This window comes from Corallococcus sp. CA053C (assembly GCF_003611675.1).
Taxonomy (GTDB): domain Bacteria; phylum Myxococcota; class Myxococcia; order Myxococcales; family Myxococcaceae; genus Corallococcus.
The window spans coordinates 1-18,369 of sequence record NZ_RAWA01000181.1 but is presented as its reverse complement, the minus strand read 5'-3'; the positions used below and the strand labels follow the sequence as shown (position 1 = coordinate 18,369).

Annotated in this window: 16 protein-coding genes and 1 pseudogene; 11 read left to right on the top strand and 6 right to left on the bottom strand. The window is 70.7% G+C overall.

What is annotated here, in order from left to right; translation table 11 throughout:
• The 5 genes and pseudogenes from D7V97_RS23035 to coaBC form a co-directional block, all read left to right on the top strand.
• Positions 1-352: pseudogene (locus tag D7V97_RS23035) on the top strand (hypothetical protein); the annotation flags it as partial.
• 76 nt (positions 353-428) lie between these two features.
• Positions 429-941: an FHA domain-containing protein gene (locus tag D7V97_RS23030; RefSeq protein ID WP_120612813.1), complete on the top strand. Its 513-nt coding sequence runs from the start codon at positions 429-431 to the stop codon at positions 939-941.
• 55 nt (positions 942-996) lie between these two features.
• Positions 997-2,289 (top strand): Stp1/IreP family PP2C-type Ser/Thr phosphatase, encoded by a 1,293-nt coding sequence (locus D7V97_RS23025; RefSeq protein WP_120612812.1) that lies wholly within the window; start codon positions 997-999, stop codon positions 2,287-2,289.
• A gap of 111 nt (positions 2,290-2,400) precedes the next feature.
• Positions 2,401-5,385: a carboxypeptidase-like regulatory domain-containing protein gene (locus D7V97_RS23020; protein ID WP_120612811.1), complete on the top strand. Its 2,985-nt coding sequence runs from the start codon at positions 2,401-2,403 to the stop codon at positions 5,383-5,385.
• Between the two features lie 40 nt (positions 5,386-5,425).
• The gene (gene coaBC / locus D7V97_RS23015) at positions 5,426-6,643 is read left to right on the top strand and encodes a bifunctional phosphopantothenoylcysteine decarboxylase/phosphopantothenate--cysteine ligase CoaBC (protein WP_120612810.1); all 1,218 of its coding nucleotides are present in this window, start codon (positions 5,426-5,428) and stop codon (positions 6,641-6,643) included.
• Here the strand turns inward: coaBC and D7V97_RS23010 are convergent.
• A complete protein-coding gene (locus D7V97_RS23010) occupies positions 6,629-7,111 on the bottom strand; it encodes an SgcJ/EcaC family oxidoreductase (protein ID WP_120612809.1) in 483 nt (160 codons plus the stop codon). The genes coaBC and D7V97_RS23010 overlap by 15 nt on opposite strands.
• Before the next feature lie 45 nt (positions 7,112-7,156).
• Between D7V97_RS23010 and D7V97_RS23005 the strand changes: the two genes are divergently transcribed.
• Entirely contained in the window at positions 7,157-8,125 is a 969-nt protein-coding gene (locus tag D7V97_RS23005; protein WP_120612808.1) for a LysR family transcriptional regulator, read from the top strand.
• On the opposite strand, the gene D7V97_RS23000 is transcribed toward D7V97_RS23005, so the two are convergent.
• A complete protein-coding gene (locus D7V97_RS23000; protein ID WP_120612807.1) occupies positions 8,115-9,173 on the bottom strand; it encodes an SDR family oxidoreductase in 1,059 nt (352 codons plus the stop codon). The two genes, D7V97_RS23005 and D7V97_RS23000, sit on opposite strands and share 11 nt — an antisense overlap.
• An 89-nt stretch (positions 9,174-9,262) precedes the next feature.
• Between D7V97_RS23000 and D7V97_RS22995 the strand changes: the two genes are divergently transcribed.
• Entirely contained in the window at positions 9,263-10,165 is a 903-nt protein-coding gene (locus D7V97_RS22995; RefSeq protein WP_120612806.1) for a LysR family transcriptional regulator, read from the top strand.
• Here D7V97_RS22995 and D7V97_RS22990 read toward each other — a convergent pair.
• On the bottom strand, positions 10,138-11,067 hold the full coding sequence (locus D7V97_RS22990; protein WP_120612805.1) for a hypothetical protein: 930 nt from the start codon (positions 11,065-11,067) through the stop codon (positions 10,138-10,140). The genes D7V97_RS22995 and D7V97_RS22990 overlap by 28 nt on opposite strands.
• A 75-nt stretch (positions 11,068-11,142) precedes the next feature.
• Positions 11,143-11,547, bottom strand: coding sequence for a hypothetical protein (locus tag D7V97_RS22985; protein ID WP_120612804.1), 405 nt, complete (start codon positions 11,545-11,547; stop codon positions 11,143-11,145).
• A gap of 57 nt (positions 11,548-11,604) precedes the next feature.
• Between D7V97_RS22985 and D7V97_RS22980 the strand changes: the two genes are divergently transcribed.
• Positions 11,605-12,486, top strand: a complete 882-nt coding sequence (locus D7V97_RS22980; protein ID WP_304988515.1) for a helix-turn-helix domain-containing protein — start codon at positions 11,605-11,607, stop codon at positions 12,484-12,486.
• Between the two features lie 11 nt (positions 12,487-12,497).
• Here D7V97_RS22980 and D7V97_RS22975 read toward each other — a convergent pair whose 3' ends face one another.
• A complete protein-coding gene (locus tag D7V97_RS22975) occupies positions 12,498-13,061 on the bottom strand; it encodes an NADPH-dependent FMN reductase (RefSeq protein WP_120612802.1) in 564 nt (187 codons plus the stop codon).
• A 500-nt stretch (positions 13,062-13,561) separates the two neighbouring features.
• Here D7V97_RS22975 and D7V97_RS22965 point away from each other — a divergent pair, with 500 nt between their 5' ends.
• The 3 genes from D7V97_RS22965 to D7V97_RS22955 are packed head-to-tail and all read left to right on the top strand — an operon-like array spanning position 13,562 to position 16,315.
• Positions 13,562-14,230, top strand: a complete 669-nt coding sequence (locus tag D7V97_RS22965) for a uracil-DNA glycosylase family protein (protein WP_233583110.1) — start codon at positions 13,562-13,564, stop codon at positions 14,228-14,230.
• Between the two features lie 35 nt (positions 14,231-14,265).
• Positions 14,266-15,273, top strand: coding sequence for an esterase family protein (locus D7V97_RS22960; protein ID WP_120612799.1), 1,008 nt, complete (start codon positions 14,266-14,268; stop codon positions 15,271-15,273).
• A gap of 10 nt (positions 15,274-15,283) precedes the next feature.
• Positions 15,284-16,315 (top strand): zinc-binding dehydrogenase, encoded by a 1,032-nt coding sequence (locus D7V97_RS22955; RefSeq protein WP_120612798.1) that lies wholly within the window; start codon positions 15,284-15,286, stop codon positions 16,313-16,315.
• On the opposite strand, the gene D7V97_RS22950 is transcribed toward D7V97_RS22955, so the two are convergent.
• Positions 16,312-18,087: a glycosyl hydrolase family 18 protein gene (locus D7V97_RS22950; RefSeq protein ID WP_120612797.1), complete on the bottom strand. Its 1,776-nt coding sequence runs from the start codon at positions 18,085-18,087 to the stop codon at positions 16,312-16,314. The two genes, D7V97_RS22955 and D7V97_RS22950, sit on opposite strands and share 4 nt — an antisense overlap.
• Between the last annotated feature and the right edge of the window lie 282 nt (positions 18,088-18,369).

The following is an 18,369-nucleotide window of genomic DNA, read 5'->3' as shown; positions in this document are numbered from 1 at the left end:
TCCCGACACGACGGAGGTCGCGGGCCTCTACCTGGTGCCGGTGTCCTCCTACTACGAGCACACCGCCCAGGTGGGGTTCGGCTACCGCAACCACCTGCCCGGCCTGGCGCACTGGGGCTTCCAGGTGACCAGCGGGCCCACCTTCTACGGCGCCCACTTCGCCAATCTCCTGGCTCCCGACCGGCGCATCGCCGGCACCGTCCAGGGCCGCGTCCAGGTGGGCTATCAGCTGCGCGACCTGGGCCTGGGCATCGCCCTGGGCTACGCGGAGCCGTTCGGCCTCAAGAAGCGCAGCTTTGCACGTGACTTCGTGGGTGGCGTGAACCTCGGATTTTTCGCGGATTGGCGGTAAAGACACGGTACACTGACGGAGCGAGAGCGGAACGGCCACCCAGTGTGGGCGCGCCCGTGCGCCGCGCCCCCCTGTCATGGCCGAGCTGCTCAGTGCCCACGTCACGCGCTACCTGCGCAACCGCGAAGAGTTCGAGCGGAACCTCCCCCCCGCCATCCTCCTCTTCATGCCCGCGCTGGGCAGCGTCCCCCCGCCGGAGCGGGATGACTACCCGCTGCGCACCGTGACGAACGCCGGGCCTCCGACGCTCGGGCAGGACGAACCCGTCGTCTTCCCCCTCCTCAAGTCCCAGGGCAACGCCTTCGGCCGGGGCATCACCGTCGGGCGCACCGGCAACAACGACGTCGTGCTGGATGACGGCAGTGTGTCCCGGTTTCACGCGTGGTTTTCACGGGACGCGGGAGAAGCGGGGTTCCTGCTGACGGATGCGGGCTCGAAGAACGGCTCGTACGTGGCGGGCGGGCGGCTCCTGGCTCGCAAACCGGTGCCGCTGGAGGACGGGATGCGGGTGCGCTTCGGCCAGGTGGAGGTCACCTTCTACACGGCAGGCGGTTTCACGCGCCTGCTGTCGGTGCGACTGCAATCCTGAAGCCTTGCCACGTCTTCGGGGGCCTGCGTAACGTGCGGAGTCACCCTAGGCATGGATGGGAGCGTTCGCGGTGGCCTTGACCACAGAAGCCTTCGGGCTGACCGATGTAGGCCGGAAACGGCAGCACAACGAAGACGCGATGATGGTGGACGCGTCGCTCGGCCTGTTCATGGTCGCCGATGGCATGGGCGGACACGCCGCGGGCGAGGTCGCGAGTGCGCGGGCCACGGAGGTCGTCAAGCAGCACATCGCGGCCAACCGGCACCTGCTGAAGGACCTGGCCAACAACCCCACGGCGGACAGCCGCTCGGCGGCGGCGGCGCTCGTGGAGGTGGCCGTGCAGCGCGCGTGCGCGGACATCTACCGCGCGGCGATGACGGACGCCGCCAAGCGCGGCATGGGCACGACGTTCGTGTGCCTCGCGGTGGGCGGCAACAAGGGCGTCATCGGGCACGTGGGCGACAGCCGCGTGTACCTGGTGCGCCACAGCCAGTGCCACCGGCTCACCGAGGACCACACCCTCGTCGCCGCGCAGCTGAAGGCCGGCACCATCACCAAGGAGCAGGCGGCCACGTCGCAGTACCGCAACGTGATCACCCGCGCGGTGGGCATCCAGGAGTCGGTCCAGGTCGACACGCTCATCGTGGACCTGATGCCCGGCGACGTGTTCCTCCTCTGTTCCGACGGCCTTCACGGCTACATCGAGGACGAGGAGATATTGCCCCTGGTGGCGGGGCTGCAGCCGGGCGACCTGCCGCGCAAGCTGGTGGAGATCGCCAACGAGCGCGGCGGCAAGGACAACATCACCGCGGTGGTGGTGAAGATCGCCGGCGACAGCGCGGCCCTGGCCAGCGAGGAGACGAGCGAGGCGCAGTCGCGCATGGAGGCGCTGCGGAAGATCCCGCTCTTCCGCCACCTCACGTACAAGGAACAGACGGCGGTGCTGTCCATCGCCACCACGCGAACCTACCCGGCGGGTCGGGAGATCGTCGTGGAGGGGCAGCCGGGCGAGGAGCTCTTCGTCGTCATCCGGGGCCGGGTGGCCATCGAGAAGAACGGCGTGGAGATCGCGGAGCTGCGCTCGGGCGGGCACTTCGGTGAGATGGGCCTCATCGACAACGCGCCCCGGTCGGCGACGGTGCGCGCGACGGAGCCCACGCGGACGATGGTGATTGCCCGTTCGGACCTGATGGGGCTGATGAAGCGCGAGGCCATCCTCGCGGTGAAGATGCTCTGGAGCTTCGTGCAGGTGCTGAGCGACCGGCTGCGCGCCACCAACTCCGAGCTGAGCGAAGCGCGGCAGGAGCTGGCCGTGGCACAGGCCATCCAGCCGTTCGCGGAAGACTGACGCGGGAACGCTTCCGGCCCCTGGGACGTCCTGGACAGGACGCTCCGGAATTTCCCGGGGGAAACCGTCGTTGGGGGGGCCGGCCGCGGGGTAGGTTCCGGCCGCGTACGCATGCGCAAATGGGTCTTCATCGGGGTGGCCGCCGCGCTGGCGATCATCGCCGCCATGTTGCTGGGACCCCGGTGGGGGACTCCCGAAGCGCGCCCCGTGTCGCCCGTCTCGGCCAGCTCCATGCGCCAGGGGCTGCCGGCCTTCAACGCGGTGACGGTGTCGTCGGGCGCGCAGGAGGGGCTGACGCTCACCGGGCGCGTGCTGGACGGCGGCGGCAAGCCGGTGGCGGACGCGGAGGTGTCGCTCGCGGCCACGGCGGAGCGGACGCTGGCGGACGTGCGGTGCGACGAGTGCGGCCTGGCGCTCCTGGCCTGCACCGCGCATGAGACGGCGCTGCACACGCGCTCCTTCTTCGAACAGCAGCAGGGCTTCCTCACGCCGCGCGCCACGGTGCGCACCGACGCGCAGGGGAAGTTCCGCTTCGAGCACCTGGCGGGCGTGTCCTTCTCCGTCTGGGCGCGCGCGGCGGGGCTGGGTGTGGCGCTCAAGGAGCGGGCCGCGCCCGGTGAAGCGGTGGAGCTGTACCTGCCGCCCCTGCGGAGCATCCTCGGCACGGTGGTCGACGATTCCGGGCAGCCGCGGCCCGGGGCGCGCGTGCGGGCGGTGTCGCGCAAGGTGCCGCTGCCCTTCGAGGTGGTGGCGGGTGCGGGGGGCGCGTTCTCGCTGACGGGCCTGGGCGAGGGCCCCTTCTACGTGCTCGCGGACGCGGAGGGCTTCCAGCCCGCGGTGGCGCAGCAGGTGGAGGCCAACTCGCAGCCGCTGCGTCTGAAGCTGACGCCGTCGCGCACGCTGGAGGTGCGCGTCACGCGGGGCGGCGCGCCCGCCGTGGCGACGGTGCGGTTGAGGGGTGACCACCTGACGCGCGAGGAGCAGACGGACGGGCAGGGCGGGCCGGTGCGCTTCAATGGTCTGTACCCGGACGAGGTGGTGGTGACGGCGGAGGCGCCGGGCTTCGGCTCCGCGCCCCAGACGCTCACGCTGTCGCAGCGGGTGACGCAGGTGACGCTGGAGCTGGAGGCGGCGGGCCGGCTGCTCGTCACCGTGGTGGACGAGGACGGTCAGCCGGTGCCGAACCCGCAGCTGCTCCTGCGCACGGTGGCGGGGGACCTCATCCGCCGCGACGCGGTGCCCACCGGGGCGCTCGCGGAACTGGGGCCGCTGGCGCCGGGCGAGTACGTGCTGGAGGGCCAGGCGGAGGGCTTCACCGCGGCGCAGCTCCCGGCGCGCGTGGCGCAGGGGGAGACGGCGCTGGAGTTGGAGCTGTCGCGGGCCACGTTGATCACCGGGCAGGTCATCGACGAGTACGGCCGGCCCGCGTCGAACGTGTCCATCCTGGTGCAGCCCACGGGAGAGGTGACGAACGCGGGTGAGGATGGCCGCTTCGTGGCGCAGGTGCCCATGCCGGGGCTCTACACGCTGCACGCGCACCACTCGGAGTGGGGCGGCGGCAGCGTGCAGGCGACGGCGCCCGCGACGGACGTGACGCTGTCGCTGGAGGCGAAGGCGGGCGCGGACGTGACGGTGTCCAGCGGGGGCCGGCGGGTGGAGGGCGCGGACGTGATGCTGTGGGCGGATCCGGAGAACATCTTCCGCAGCGACCGGCCCTCGGGCCCGGATGGCGTGGTGCCCATGCGCGGGCTGCCGCCGGGCACGTACACGCTGGTGGCGTCGCATCCGGAGTACCTCCAGTCGGGGCCCAAGGCGGTGACGGTGCAGGACGGCGCCACGCAGCAGGTGACGGTGGAGCTGGAGCCGGGTGCGCAGCTGACGGGCGACGTGGTGGACGAGGACGGCCAGCCGGTGGTGGGCGCGAACCTGAACGTGCTGCCGCGCATGGCGGAGCCGGCGCAGACGGACTCGAGCGGGCACTTCGAGTTCCGCGCGCTCAGGCCGGACCGCACGTACACGCTGGAGGCGCACCACGTGGGCTACGAGCCGTTGGAGCGGGTGCAGGGCAAGCCGGGCGGGCCGCCGGTGCAGGTGAAGATGCGCCGGCGCTCGACGTTCCGGGGCCGGGTGGTGGACGACAGCGGCCAGCCGGTGCGCCGCTTCCGCGTGGACGAACACGACGTGAACAGCCCGGATGGGCGCTTCGAATTGCCGCTGTCCTCGGCGGGCGGGCGGCTCATGGTCGCGGTGGAGGCGCCGGGCTACGAGCCCCAGGTGGTGGACCGCCCGTCGAAGACGCCGGACATGGGCGACGTGGTGCTGGCGAAGGCGCCGTCGGTGTCCGGCCAGGTGCGGGACGCGTCGGGCGGCGCGGTGGCGGACGCGGTGGTGACGTGCGACGTGTGTGACGGGTCGGTGCTGTCGGGGCCGGACGGAAACTTCACGCTCGTGAGTCCGCCCTTCGTGCCGCGCTTCACGGTGTCCGCGCGCAAGGGCAAGGTGAGTGGCACGCAGGAGGTGCCGCGCGGGAGCACGGCGCCGGTGCAGCTCACGCTCAAGCCCGCGACGCACCTGACGGGCCGGGTGTACCTGGCGGACGGTCGGCCCGCGGCGGGCACGCAGGTGGAGGGGCTCAACGCGGATCGCAGCGAGTCCGTGTCGCTCATCACCGGCGCGGACGGCCGCTACAGCGCGGACCTGTCGCCGGGCAGCTACCGCTTCATGGTCGCGGGCGGGCGTGGAGGGTCGGGCGAGCCGGCGGTGGTGGTGCAGGTGGCGGGCGCGGACATGACGCTGGACCTGGGGCCGGTGCCGGGCACGGGCTCGCTCACGGTGCTGCTCCAGCCGGAGCGGGGCAAGGCGCTGTGGATCGTCCCGGGCGAGGTGGGGCAGGTGGGCAACCCGCCCGTGGAGCTGCTGCGCTCGCGCTACGCGCAGCTCGTCTACCAGCCGATGTCGGAGCGGGTGGTGGTGCAGGGACTGACGCCGGGCCGGTACACGCTCGTGTGGGGCTTCTTCCACATGGAGATGCCGGGGGCGGGCCCCGTGGTGCGCACGGTGGACGTGCCCTCCCAGGGCGAGGTGTCCCTGAAGTAGTCGTGTTGCGACGGGGCCTCCTGGCGCGTAATGAAGCCGCATGGACGCATCGGCATTGAAGGGCCGCCGGGTCATCGTCGGCGTGGGCGGCGGCATCGCGGCGTACAAGGCCTGTGAGCTGGTGCGGGAATTGGGGCGTGCGGGCGCGGAGGTGCGGGTGGCCATGACGGAGGCCGCGCGCCAGTTCGTCACCCCGCTCACCTTTCAGGCGCTGTGCGGGCACCCCGTCCTCACGGACTACTTCGACCCGGCGCAGGAGGGGAACTTCGGTCACCTGGACCTCGCCCGCTGGGGCGACGCCTACGTGGTGGCGCCCGCGACGGCGGACCTGCTGGCGAAGATCCGTGGAGGCTTCGGTGGGGACGCCGTGACGACGTCGCTCCTGGCCTTCAAGGGCCCGGTGGTGCTGGCGCCCGCGATGAACGTGGCGATGTGGGAGAACGCCCGGACGCAGGAGAACGTGGCGTCGCTGCTGGCGGATCCGCGCTTCACCACGGTGGGGCCGGGGGCGGGGATGCTGGCGTGCGGCGACGTGGGCTCCGGGCGGCTGGCGGATGTGGGCGCGATGGTGTCCGCGGTGGCCGCGCGCCTGGGAGGCGGGCCGCTCCAGGGCAAGACGGTGCTGGTGACCGCGGGCCCCACGCGCGAGTTCCTGGATCCGGTGCGGTTCATCTCCAACCCGTCCACGGGGAAGATGGGGATGGCGCTGGCGCACGAGGCGCGAGCGCTGGGCGCGACGGTGACGGTGGTGCTGGGGCCGGTGGGCCCGGTGGACCGCACGGGCCTGGAGGTGGTGGACGTGGTGAGCGCGGAGGACATGGCGCGCGAGGTGTTGTCGCGGGTGGAGTCCGCGGATGCGTTCATCGCGACGGCGGCGGTGAGCGACTGGCGTCCGGAGGTGCGGGCGCCGCAGAAGGTGAAGAAGGGCGACAGCCCGGAGTCGCTGCGCCTGGTGCGCACGCCGGACGTGCTGCTGGAGGCGTCGCGCAAGGTGGCGGGGAAGGCGAAGCGTCCGGTGCTGGTGGGCTTCGCGGCGGAGACGGAGCGGGTGGTGGAGCACGCGCGCGAGAAGCTGGAGCGCAAGGGGCTGGACGCCATCGTCGCCAACGACGTCACCGAGGCGGGCGCGGGGTTCGGCACGGACACGAACCGGGTGACGGTGATCTCCCGCACGGGGCCGGACCGCGTGCTGGAGGGCAGCAAGCGCGCGGTGGCGGGGGAGATTTTGTCGCTGTTGCTCGTGTCACCGCGCGGGTGACAGGCGGGCCCTGGGCTTGGGCGTCATCAGCCGCAGCATCAGGCGCGCGAAGGCGTTGGGCGGCTGGATGCGGGTGTTCTGGAAGGCGGAGAACAACCACGCGCCATCCCGCTTCACGGCGACGACGGTCTGGATGGACTGCCTCGAAGCGTTCGCCTTGCGCTGCCACCGCAGCTTGATGGCGCCCACTGCGTGGATGAGCGCCACGTCCGGCCCGAGGAAGCGGAGGGACGTCACCTTCCCCTCGGGGACGGAGCCCCGGAGCACGCCGTCGAAGAGCGCTTGATGGGCCTCCGCGTTGGCCTTTCGCCCCTTCAGGTGGCTGCCGTCGAAGACGACGTAGTCCACGTCCTCCGTGAAGCAGTCGGCGTAGGCGTGGGCATCACCGCGACGCCAGCAGTCGAACATCCGCTGGAAGTGGGCGTGGATGGCGGCGACTTCAGTGGGCTCGTGGAGGGCGTTGGTCATGGGGGATGAGTACGGCCAACGCACTGTTTCCACCAGTGATGGTCCATGATGATTAGAATCACGGGTGTGAATCTCTCCGCCATTGACCTCAACCTGTTCCTCGTGCTGCACGCGGTGCTGAAGTCCGGCAGCGCGACCGGCGCCGCGAAGGAGCTGCACGTCACGCAGTCGGCCGTGAGCAACGCGCTGGCACGCTTGCGTGACGTACTGGGGGATCCGCTCGTGGTCCGCAGTGGACGCGGGCTGGTGCCGACGCCCCGGTGCGAAGCGCTGCGGCCGCTCATCGCGAACGCGGTGGGCCAGCTCCAGGCGGCGCTCGATGGGAGTCAGGACTTCGATCCGAAGACGAGCACGCGCGCCTTCACCGTGGCGGGCGCGGACCATCACGGCCTGTCGGATGTGCCGGCCCTCGTGGCACTGCTCGCCCGCCGGATGCCGGGCGCGTCCCTGCGCGTCGTCAGCATCGACTACCTCGTCGAGCGGGACGGCCTCGCCTCGGGAGAGGTGGACGTGGCGCTGGGTCCCCCAGAGGCCGCGGGGCCGGGCTGCCTCACTGAACCGCTCTACTCGGACGACGCGGTCCTGCTCGTGCGCCGCGACCATCCGCGCATCCGGGGCCGAACGATGACGAAGGCCCAATACAACACGTCGAAGCACATCGACCTGCTGCTCGCGCAGGGCCGTCCCGGCGTGGGTCATCAACAGCACGCACGCCTCCTCAAGGACCACGGGCTCACGCGGGAGGTGGGGCTCGCCGTGCCGCATTTCTTCGCGGCGGCGATGGCGGCGGCGCGCACGGACCTCGTGGCCGGAGTGCCCCGGCGCGTCGCCCGCAGCTTCTGCGAGATGCTCGCACTGCGAGCGGTGGAGATGCCCTTCGCCTTCCCCCACATGACCACGGCCCTGATGTGGCACACCCGGACCGACGCCGACCCGGGCGCCCGCTACTTCCGCTCGCTCGTCACGGAAGCACTGCGCGAAGCCCCCCGCGCCCGGAAGCCGCTCAAGGGATGAGCTTGCGGCGGCGGAAGTCCGCGAACACGTCGCGGAACATCGCCTCCGTTTCGATGTGCTCGTGGAACCCGAACCGGCGGGCCTTGGACCCGTCCGCGACGAAGTCGTAGCCCGTGGACAGCACGCCCTGCGCGAAGGGCCACGCGGACACGTCCTGGTACGAGTTTTTCGCGAGCCCGTGCTTCTCCACCATCGCGTTCCAGCGCGGCCCCTTGTCCGCCATCACGTCCACCAGCGACAGGGGCAGGGGAGGGGCCACCTCCAGGTCGAAGGAGCGCGCGATCTTCGGCCACATCTCGCTCCACCGGAACTGATCACCGTTGTTGATGTTGAAGGCCTGGTTGGCGCACTTCGGCTCCGTCGCCGCCCATACGGTGGCCCGCGCCAGCAGCCCGGCATCCGTCACCTCCAGCAGGATGTCGTACGCGGTCGGTGTCCCCGGGAAGCGCAGCGGGATGCCCAGGTCCTTCGACATCGCCGCGTACACCGCGATGGCCAGCGTCAGGTTCATCGGGTTGCCCAGCGCGTAGCCCGCCACGATGGACGGGCGGATGGCCGACCACGTCCACGCCTTGCCCTGCTGCCGCTGCTCCAGGAAGTCCTGCTGCTCCACGTTGAACTCGGGCGGCATGTGGGCCGCGTCCGTCTCCCGTGCGGGCGTCTTGAACGGGCCCAGGTGCGCGCCGTAGACCTTGTAGCCCTGCATCAGGCTCACGTGCTTCAGCCCCTTCGCCACGGGCTCCACCGCCTCCACCACGTTGACGAGCATGGCGAGGTTGGGCGCTACCATCGCCACCGGCGTCGGCCGGTCCTGGAACGCGGTGTAGAAGATGTGCGTCACCTGCGTGAGGCCGCCCAGCTTCTTCCGGCAGTCCTCCGCATCGAGCAGGTCCACCGACACGTAGCGCACGCGGTCGCGGGCCTCGCCGCCGCGCCGCGACAGGCCAATCACTTCCCACCCCTCCAGCGTCTCCAGGTGGGCGATGAGGTTGAGTCCGATGATTCCATGGGCCCCGACGACCAGGGCCACGTTCTTGTGCGCGTTCATGCTGTCCTCCAGTTGTGGCCACCACCATGGACGCGCTCCGGTGCGTGGAGTAGAGCGGCCGGGAGCACAGCACCTGTGAGTTCAATTCCATGGCGCGTCTGGACATCAACCGCTCCGGCGAGATGGAAGTCTTCGTCCGGGTCGTCGAACTGGGTGGCTTCTCCGCCGCGGCCCGCGCGTTCCGGATGACGCCATCCGCGGTCAGCAAGCTCGTCGCCCGCCTGGAGGACCGCCTGGGTGCTCGGCTCGTCCACCGCAACACGCGGGGCCTCCAGCTCACCTCCGAGGGCTGCGTCTTCTACGAGCGCAGCGTCCGCCTGCTCGCGGACCTGGAGGAGGCCGAGCGCGGTGTCACCACCAGCGAGACGCCCTCCGGCCGCGTGCGCATCAACGCCAACGTCCCCTTCGGCACGCACATCCTGTTGCCGCGCGTGCAGGACTTCCTCGCGCTCCACCCGGCCATCACCCTGGACATCACGCTCACGGATCAGGTGGTGGACCTGCTGGAGGAGCGCACGGACGTGGCCATCCGCGCCGGTCCCCTCAAGCCCTCCAACCTCATCGCGCGCAAGCTGGGGGAGACCCGCTACGCCATCGTCGGCTCACCGGCCTACCTGAAGCGCGTGGGGATGCCCAGGAAGGTCGCGGACCTGGAGCGGCACAACCGCCTGGGCTTCAGCTACGTGCGCGCCGTCCAGCACTGGCCCTTCGTGGAGCGCGGGGCCACCGTCTCCGTGCCCTGCGTCGGCAACGTGCAGGCGAGTGATGGCGAAGCGCTGCGGCACCTGGCGCTCGGAGGTGTCGGACTCGCGAGGCTCGCGGGCTTCCAGGTGCGCGAGGACCTGAAGGCCGGCCGCCTGGTCGAGGTGCTCGAAGACCAGAACTCCGGCGACACGGAAGCCGTGCACGCGGTGTTCCTGGATGCAGCGGGCCATCTGCCGGCCCGCGTCCGCGCGTTCCTCGACTACTTCTCCAAGGTAGGGCTTGGCTGACGCGGCATCACCCGCGCCATCGGTCCCGTCATCGTGTCCGCGCCGTGGATGAACGTGTGCTGCTCCACGTGCACGGACTCGTGGAAGTCAGGCTCGCCGTCCGGCGCGTTCCAGTCCACGCGGTCCATGCGGAGGATGCGTGCCGAGTGCGGCAGCAGCGTCGTGGGCTCCGTCACCAGCTCCAGCTCCACCCGCGCGAACCTTCCAGGCGTGTCGTCCGTCTGTCCCACGGGCTCCCGCACGACATGCAGCCTCGCGCACCGGGGCTCCGGGTCGGCGTCGGAGCAGGGCACGCCCACGTCCAGCCGGATTCGCTCCTCCGCGGGGACGGACTGGGTGCTCTTGCGGCCGGAGCCTACGTCCATCGTCATTTCGCCGACCTCCAGCTTGCCCGGCTTGAGACGTGCCCCGTGCCAGCTCCCCACCCACTGGTTCCACTTGTCCCGAGCCTCCCGCTCCAGCCCGGCGGTGATGCTGGCGGTCAGCTGGGCCTTCTTCCGGGGGCTCAAGGGCAGCGCCTCCAGGAAGGCCTGGCTCCGGCGGTCCTCCAGCGGATCAATGCCCTGGAAGTCTCCCTGCGCGTCGATGATGGCCGTGGCCAGGGGCTCCACGAAGGCGGGGAACGGGGCTCCGATGATCTCCACGTCGCGGACCACCAGCCGCCGCTGGCCCTCCGCGTCCACCGGGCCCAGGATCATCGTGAACCGGCGCTCCGCTGTCTGCCGGCCGCTCCAATCCGTGCGCACGTCCACCGTGTGAATCACCCGCATGGACGCCTGCTCGGGCCAGCCGTAGCGCAGCGACACGAGGTCCTTGCCCCGGGCACCTCCCAGCGTGGCGCACCCGGAGGCTCCGGCGGACAGGACGACGACGGCGAGCCACGGGCGAAGGAAGGAGGCCATGTCCCGTCACGATAACAAGGCCCCGACGCCCGCGCGGCGCGACGTGAAGCATCGCCGCGCGAGCCAGACACCTGCTCAGGCCAGCGCGGGCGTCCCGCGCCGCAGGCCCGCGTACTCCAGCACCGCGAAGGCCGCGACCGCCGCCGCCTGCGCCGCGACGAACAGCATCCCCAGCCCCGTGGGTGTCGTCGGGCCGTGCGTCAAGAGCAGCACGCTGTCCACGACCCACAGCGCATTCACCGCGACCACGAACCACACCGGCCAGGAGGGCAGGGTGGCCCGCGACGCCAGGTACCCGAGCAGCAGGGCGAATGGGATCAGGCCCAGCCCCGCCCCGCGCAGCAGTCCCGGATCCAGGCCCAGCAGGGGCGCCAGGGGACCCGCGGCCGCCGCCATCAACAGGCCCATGGCTCCGCTGGCGACCCCGTCCAACAGCAGCGCGCGACGCAACAGGCTTCCCGACACGTTCTTGATGCTCATGGCAGACATTCCCTTGCAGGAGGTGGGTGACGACGGGGCTCAAGATGCGAGCCGGGCGTGTCGCTGTCGATTACCTCCGAGGGAATGGAAGCGATGACGTGCGCCCCCTATCTTCGGGCCATGACGAGCCTTCAGCAGAGCCGCCCCGTGGGAGAACTGCTGCGCGGTTGGCGTCAGCGGCGCGGCCTCAGCCAGTTGGAGCTCGCGTTGCGCGCGGAGGTCTCCGCCCGTCACGTCAGCTTCCTGGAGACAGGCCGCTCCCATCCCAGCCGCGACATGCTGCTGCACCTGGCGGAGGCGCTGGACGTGCCCCTGCGTGAACGCAACGGCCTCCTGGTGGCCGCGGGCTTCGCGCCCGTGTACGCCGAGCGCTCCCTGGACGACCCCGCGCTGCGTGCCACGCGCGAGGCCGTGGACCTGGTGCTCGCGGGCCATGAGCCGTACCCGGCGCTCGCGGTGGACCGGCACTGGACGCTCGTGACCGCGAACCGCGCGGTGGCCGTGCTGCTCGCGGACGTGGCCCCGGAGATGCTCCAGCCGCCCGTCAACGTCCTGCGCCTGAGCCTGCACCCGTCCGGGCTCGCGCCCCGCATCGAGAACCTGCGCCAGTGGCGCGACCACGTCCTCATGCGGCTGGGCCGGCAGGTGGATGTCTCCGCGGACGCCACGCTCGCGGCGCTGCTGGAGGAGCTGCGGGGCTATCCGGTGCCGGAGGCGCGGACGGAGGGAAACCCCCGCGACTTCGCGGGCGTCGTGGTGCCGCTGCGGGTGCGCACGTCGCTGGGGCTCTTGTCCCTCTTCAGCACCACCACCGTGTTCGGCACGCCGGTGGACATCACGCTCGCGGAACTGGCCATCGAGTCGTTCTTCCCGGCCGACCCCGACACGGCGGACGTGCTGCGGCGGGCCGCGTCCGAGCGGTCCCGCCAGGATACGTAGGGCGCCAGGCGCTACTTCTTCACGCGCACCGTCTGGAGCGCCGTGCCCCAGGAAACGACCTGATCCAGCATCCCGTTCACCGACTTCTCCTTGTGGGGGTCGGGCTTGAAGACGGCGAAGTTCTCGAAGTCGGTGAAGAGCGACAGCTGCACCTGGGCGCGCACGGTGGCCATCTGGAGCTCGGCCGCGATGAGGCGCAGGTGCTCCACCGCGCGCACGCCGCCCGCGCTGCCGTAGGCCACGAAGCCGGCGGCCTTGTTGTTCCACTCGGCGTAGAGGTAGTCGAGCGCGTTCTTCAGCGCCCCGGACGTGCTGTGGTTGTACTCGGGCGTGACGAAGACGTAGGCGTCATACGCGGCCACCTTCGCGGCCCAGGCCTTCGTGTGCGGCAGGGTGTACTTGCCCATCGACGGGGGGAACGGCTCGTCCAGCAGGGGCAGGTTGAAGTCCTGGAGGTCGACGATCTCGTACTCGGCGTCGCTCCGCTTCTTCGCGATGTCGTGGACCCAGCGGGCGACGACGTCCGCCTTGCGACCGGGCCGGGTGCTTCCCACGACGATGGCCACCTTGATCATGTGCGCTCTGCTCCTGGAAACGGGCTGGGGACTGCCGCCACGTCCGACCTTCTACCGCGCGTCGCACCGGGAAAAGGAGACATGCCCGGGTCTGTCCTGCACCCGACCCGGGCCCGACCTTCCGCCCGGAAGGTGGCGGAGGGCCCGACCCTGGGCTAAGCGTACGGGCAACTTCTCCGGCTGCTTCCTTGCGCCGGGGCGGGCCCTCCGCTACCGATCCGAAACCGTGAACGACGACACGCCCGATTCCTCGCAGGAGCTGGCCGACGTGCTCCAGGACGTGCGCCGCCACCTCCTCTGGCAGGAGGAGAACGGCGGTCGCGTGCTGCTCGTCGACGCGAAGGTCGCCGCCGAGCTCCAGCAGCAGCGCGCCGCCTCCGCGTCCGTGCGCACGATGATCGCCCGGAACAAGGCCCCCGAGCCGCCCCCCGCGCGCTCCGCTGGCTGCTGGCCGCCCGCTGGCATCCACGCCCCAGGCCGCGCCACCGTCACGCCCGGTGATGGTCGCCACCGCCGCGCCTCCGGCCACGGGGATGCTCGTGGACGTGCCCCGGAAGACGCCCCGCTACAACGGCGCGCTGCCGGGCGTGGTGGAAGGCGAGCGGCCCACGCTGGATCAGATCCGCCGCGAGCTGGGCGACTGCCGGCGCTGCAAGCTGTGCACGGGCCGCAAGAACATCGTGTTCGGCTCCGGCAACCCGCGCGCGGAGCTGGTGTTCGTGGGCGAGGGCCCCGGTGAGAACGAGGACATCCAGGGCGTGCCCTTCGTGGGCCCGGCCGGAGACCTGCTCACGAAGATGATCTCCGCGATGGGCTTCAGCCGGAACGACGTCTACATCTGCAACGTCGTGAAGTGCCGCCCGCCGGGCAACCGCAACCCGGAGCCGGACGAGATCGCCGCGTGCGAGCCGTTCCTGCGCGCGCAGCTGCTCGCGCTCCAGCCCCGGGCCATCGTCGCGCTGGGCAAGTTCGCGGCGCAGACGCTGCTGCGCGACACCACCCCCATCACCAAGATGCGGGGCACGTGGCGCGAATACGAGGGCATCCAGCTCATGCCCACCTTCCACCCCGCCTATCTGCTGCGCAACAGCGCGGAGAAGCGCAAGGCGTGGGAGGACCTGCAACAGGTGATGAAGCTGTTCGGAAAGCAGCCGGGCTCCAGCGCCTAGAGTCGCTGGGAGCGCCGCGAAGGAGGGGAGCGACGATGAAGGGAGTGCTCGAGACGCGCGAAGTGCAGTCGCCCGCGCTGGAGAACAATCCGCTGGGGGATCCGGCCCGTCGCCGGCTCACCGTGTACCTGCCGCCGGGCTACGGCGAGGGCACCCAGCGCTACCCGGTCGTCTACTTCCTGCACGCCTTCGGCAGCGGCGGAGCCGCCTGGACGAACGCGTCCGGCTTCGCCCCGTCGGTGCCGGAGCGCCTGGACGCGCTCATCGCGAACGGCACCGTGCCGCCCGTCATCGGCGTCTTCCCGGACGCGTGGACGAAGCTGGGCGGCAGCCAGTGGGTGAACAGCGACGCCATTGGCCGCTACCGCGACTACCTGGCCAAGGACATCGTCGGCTTCGTGGACAAGACCTGGCGCACGCTGCCCAAGGCCGCGTCGCGCGCGGTGGTGGGCCACAGCTCCGGCGGGTACGGCGCGCTGGTGATGGGCCGCTACCACCCGGAGCTGTTCTCGCTGGTGGGCGCGCACGCGCCGGACTCCTACTTCGAATACTGCTACCTGCCCGATCTGCCCAAGGCGGCCACCGCGCTGCTCAAGTCCGGCGGCACGGAGACGTGGGTGACGGAGATGCGCACGCGCGCGCAGGAGACCAAGCTGCGCGGCGACGACTTCCCCGTCGTCAACATCCTCGCCATGGCGGCGGCGTACTCGCCGAAGAAGGGCGAGCCGCTCAACCTGGAACTGCCCTTCGACCTGCAGACCGCGAAGATGCGGCTGGACGTGTGGAACCGGTGGCTGGTGCATGATCCGGTGCGCTTCGTGCCCAAGTTCCTGGACGCGTTCCGCAAGCTGAAGACGGTGTTCCTCGACTGCGGCACCCGTGACGAGTTCAACCTGCGCTGGGGCACGCGCATGGTGGCGGACGACCTGAAGGCCGCGGGCGTGGACGTGGTGCACGAAGAGTTCGAGGACGGGCACTCCGGCGTGTCATACCGCTTCGAGCGCTCGCTGGCGGTGCTGGTGCCGCGCCTGTCGCAGGACTGAAGAGGACACCATGGGGACTGATTCGTACGGGCTGTCGCGCGTCGTGGGTGAGAAGGGCGTGCTGCCGCAGCGCGCTCGCAAGCTGGACCCCTCGCTGCCGTGCCGCGAGGCGGAGCTGCTCATCGACGTGGAGAGCCTCAACATCGACGCCGCGTCGTTCAAGCAGATCAAGGACGACGTGGGCGGCGACCCGGCCCGCATCGCCCGGCGCATCCAGGACATCGTGCTGGAGCGCGGCAAGATGCAGAACCCCGTCACCGGCTCCGGCGGCATGCTCATTGGCCGGGTGAAGGAGCTGGGCGCGAAGCACCCCGCCAACGGTGTGCTCAAGAAGGGCGACCGCATCGCCACGCTGGTGAGCCTGACGCTCACGCCGCTCGTCATCGAAGAGGTGAAGGCGGTGCACGCGGACATCGACCGCGTGGACATCCGCGGACACGCGCTCCTCTTCGCGAGCGGCATCTACGCGAAGCTGCCGGAGGACATGCCGGACACGCTGGCGCTCGCGGCGCTGGACGTGTGCGGCGCGCCCGCGCTGGTGGCGCGCTACGTGCGCCCGGGCATGACGGTGGCGGTGCTGGGCGCGGGCAAGAGCGGCGCGCTGTGCCTCGCGCAGGCGCGGCGCAGCCTGGAGAGCCGCGGCAAGCTGCTCGCGATGGACATCTCCCAGAAGGCGCTGGACGCGCTGTCCGCCATCGGCCTGTGTGACGAGGCGCTGAAGGTGGACGCCACCCAGGGCGTGGACGTGATGGAGGCCGTGCAGCGCGCGACGGGCGGTCAGCTCTGCGACCTGGTCGTCAACTGCGCCAGCGTGGGCAACACGGAGATGGCGTCCCTCTTGTCCGTGAAGGACGGCGGCACCGTCATCTTCTTCTCCATGGCCACCAGCTTCACCACGGCGGCCCTGGGCGCGGAGGGCGTGGGCAAGGACGTCACCATGCTCGTGGGCAATGGGTACGTGCCCGGCCACGCCGCCCTCACGCTGGACCTCTTGCGCACCGAACCGTCGCTGCGCCAGTTGTTCGAAGCGCGCTACGTCTAGGGCTGGAGGAAGGCCGTCCGCACGGCCTGCATCAGCGGATCCTGCTGGCCCTCCGGGGCCTTCGGGAAGTGGCCCTGGTTGATGGTCCAGATGATGCCGCCACCCAGGCCCTTCTCGCGGGCCCAGCGCCCCTTTTCCGTGACGGACGGGATGTCCTCGTAGGAGATGTAGTTGCACGCCTGCGGGCCGAACGCGGTGGGGAAGGAGAGGTAGGGCACCTTCGCCTGCGCGTCCCAGCGGTAGGCCTCCGGCGAGTAGTAGAGCGACTGGATGTTGGCGTAGCTCATCGCGTTGTCGCTCTGCTCCTCCCTCACGTACTGCAGTCCGTCCAGGGGCGTGCGGGGCTCCGTGACGCCCTTCCAGCAGGTGCCGAAGAAGCCGATGCCCACACCGATGCGCTGCGGGGGGACGCCCGCCTTGATGAACGCCTCCACGGAGCTGGAGACGGAGCTGGGGTGGCCCGGGGACTCGGCGAACAGCGCGCTGGAGTGCCAGCTGTCCCACTGGCCCCAGTGGCCGCTCATCTTGTAGGCCATGACGTTCATCTGGTCGACGCGGGCCGCCAGCTCCCGGTGGAAGTCCGCGTCCTTCTTGCCCAACGTGAAGTTGGAGTTCACCCAGCCCACGGGCACCGTGATGAGGATGTTCTCGTCCGCGGCGCGCAGGTCGTCCAGCAGCGCGAGCAGGGGCGGCCCGTCCTGCGGCAGGAGGATGGGCTCCCAGTCCACGTCGACGCCGTCGAACTCCAGCTCGCGCATGACGGTGATGATGTTCCGCACGAAGTTGCGGCGCTTCTCCACTGTCTCCGTCGCGGCCTTGAAGCCGTCGTACTCGCCCATGCCGCCCAGCATCAGCAGGGCCTTCTTGCCAGCCTGGTGCGCCCGCTGCGCCAGCGCCTTCGCCAGCACGGGGCCTTCGGCGGCGGACACGTCGAAGTCCGTGTAGAGCGTGCCATCGATGCGCGGACGGATGCGGCCCACCACCACGTGCGTGAGCAGCGCCATGTCCACGGAGTTCACCGGGTACAGGTCGCGCTGGTAGCCCACCCAGTAGCCCATCACCCAGCTCGCCGGAGCCCCGCCCGGACGCGGCGTCACCGGCGCGGACGTGCGCACGCAGGGGCCTTCACCCAGGTCGTTGGCCGCGCAGACGCTGAACGTGTACGCGGTGCCATTGGTGAGCCCCGGGATGAGCGCGCCCGACACCGGCGCGTTCACCGTCACCGTCGCGCCCCCCGGCTCCGCCATGACCTTGAAGTACGACAGCGGCCGCCCGCCATAGCTCGCCGGCGTCAGCCAGCTCACGTACGCCTGGCCATTGCCCGCCGTGGGAACCACCGAGCGCGGCTGCCCTGGCACCGTGGGGTTCGGGATGCTCATGCCGGCCCTCGGCGTCACGAGCCCCGTCTCCACCGAGGTCGCGCCCTCGCCCATCGCGTTCACCGCGGCGACCTTGAACACGTAGGTGAAGCCGTTGTTGAGCCCCAGGATGGTGGCCTGCGTGTCGGGCGCCGTCACCAGGGCGCCACCGCACTCGGGCACGCAGCGCACCACGTAGTACATGAGCGGCTGGCCGCCGTCGGAAGGGGGCGGCTTCCACGTCACCAGCGCGGAGGCATCCCCCGGCTGTGCCACGACTTCCCGCGGGGCTTCGGGGGGCGTGTCCGGCAGCACAGGCTCATCCGGCCCGCCGCCGAAGTCGCATCCGCCCAGCACCACCACAAGGCTCAAGCACACCCACCCACGCACTGACATGGCTCGATGGTTGCTCATCCCAAGGCTCCTGACGCCGCGCGGGATGTTATGCGGCCGTACCCCCGGTGCGAGTCAAGTAAAATTGTAATTTTACGGCATTTCCGGACGCCTTGGAATTCGAGTATTAAGTCAGCTACTTCCATCCCCGCAGGCAATCACGGAACGTGCGGAGAGGGAAAGTCGGTCGCCCGAGAACGGCTGGTGTGTGTGGCGGCCGGCAAGCGCGGGGGAAAGGCCTGGCTACGGCCTTCAGCGAACCTGGGCGGTCGGGGCCTCCTCGGGGACGGCCGGGGCCACGGG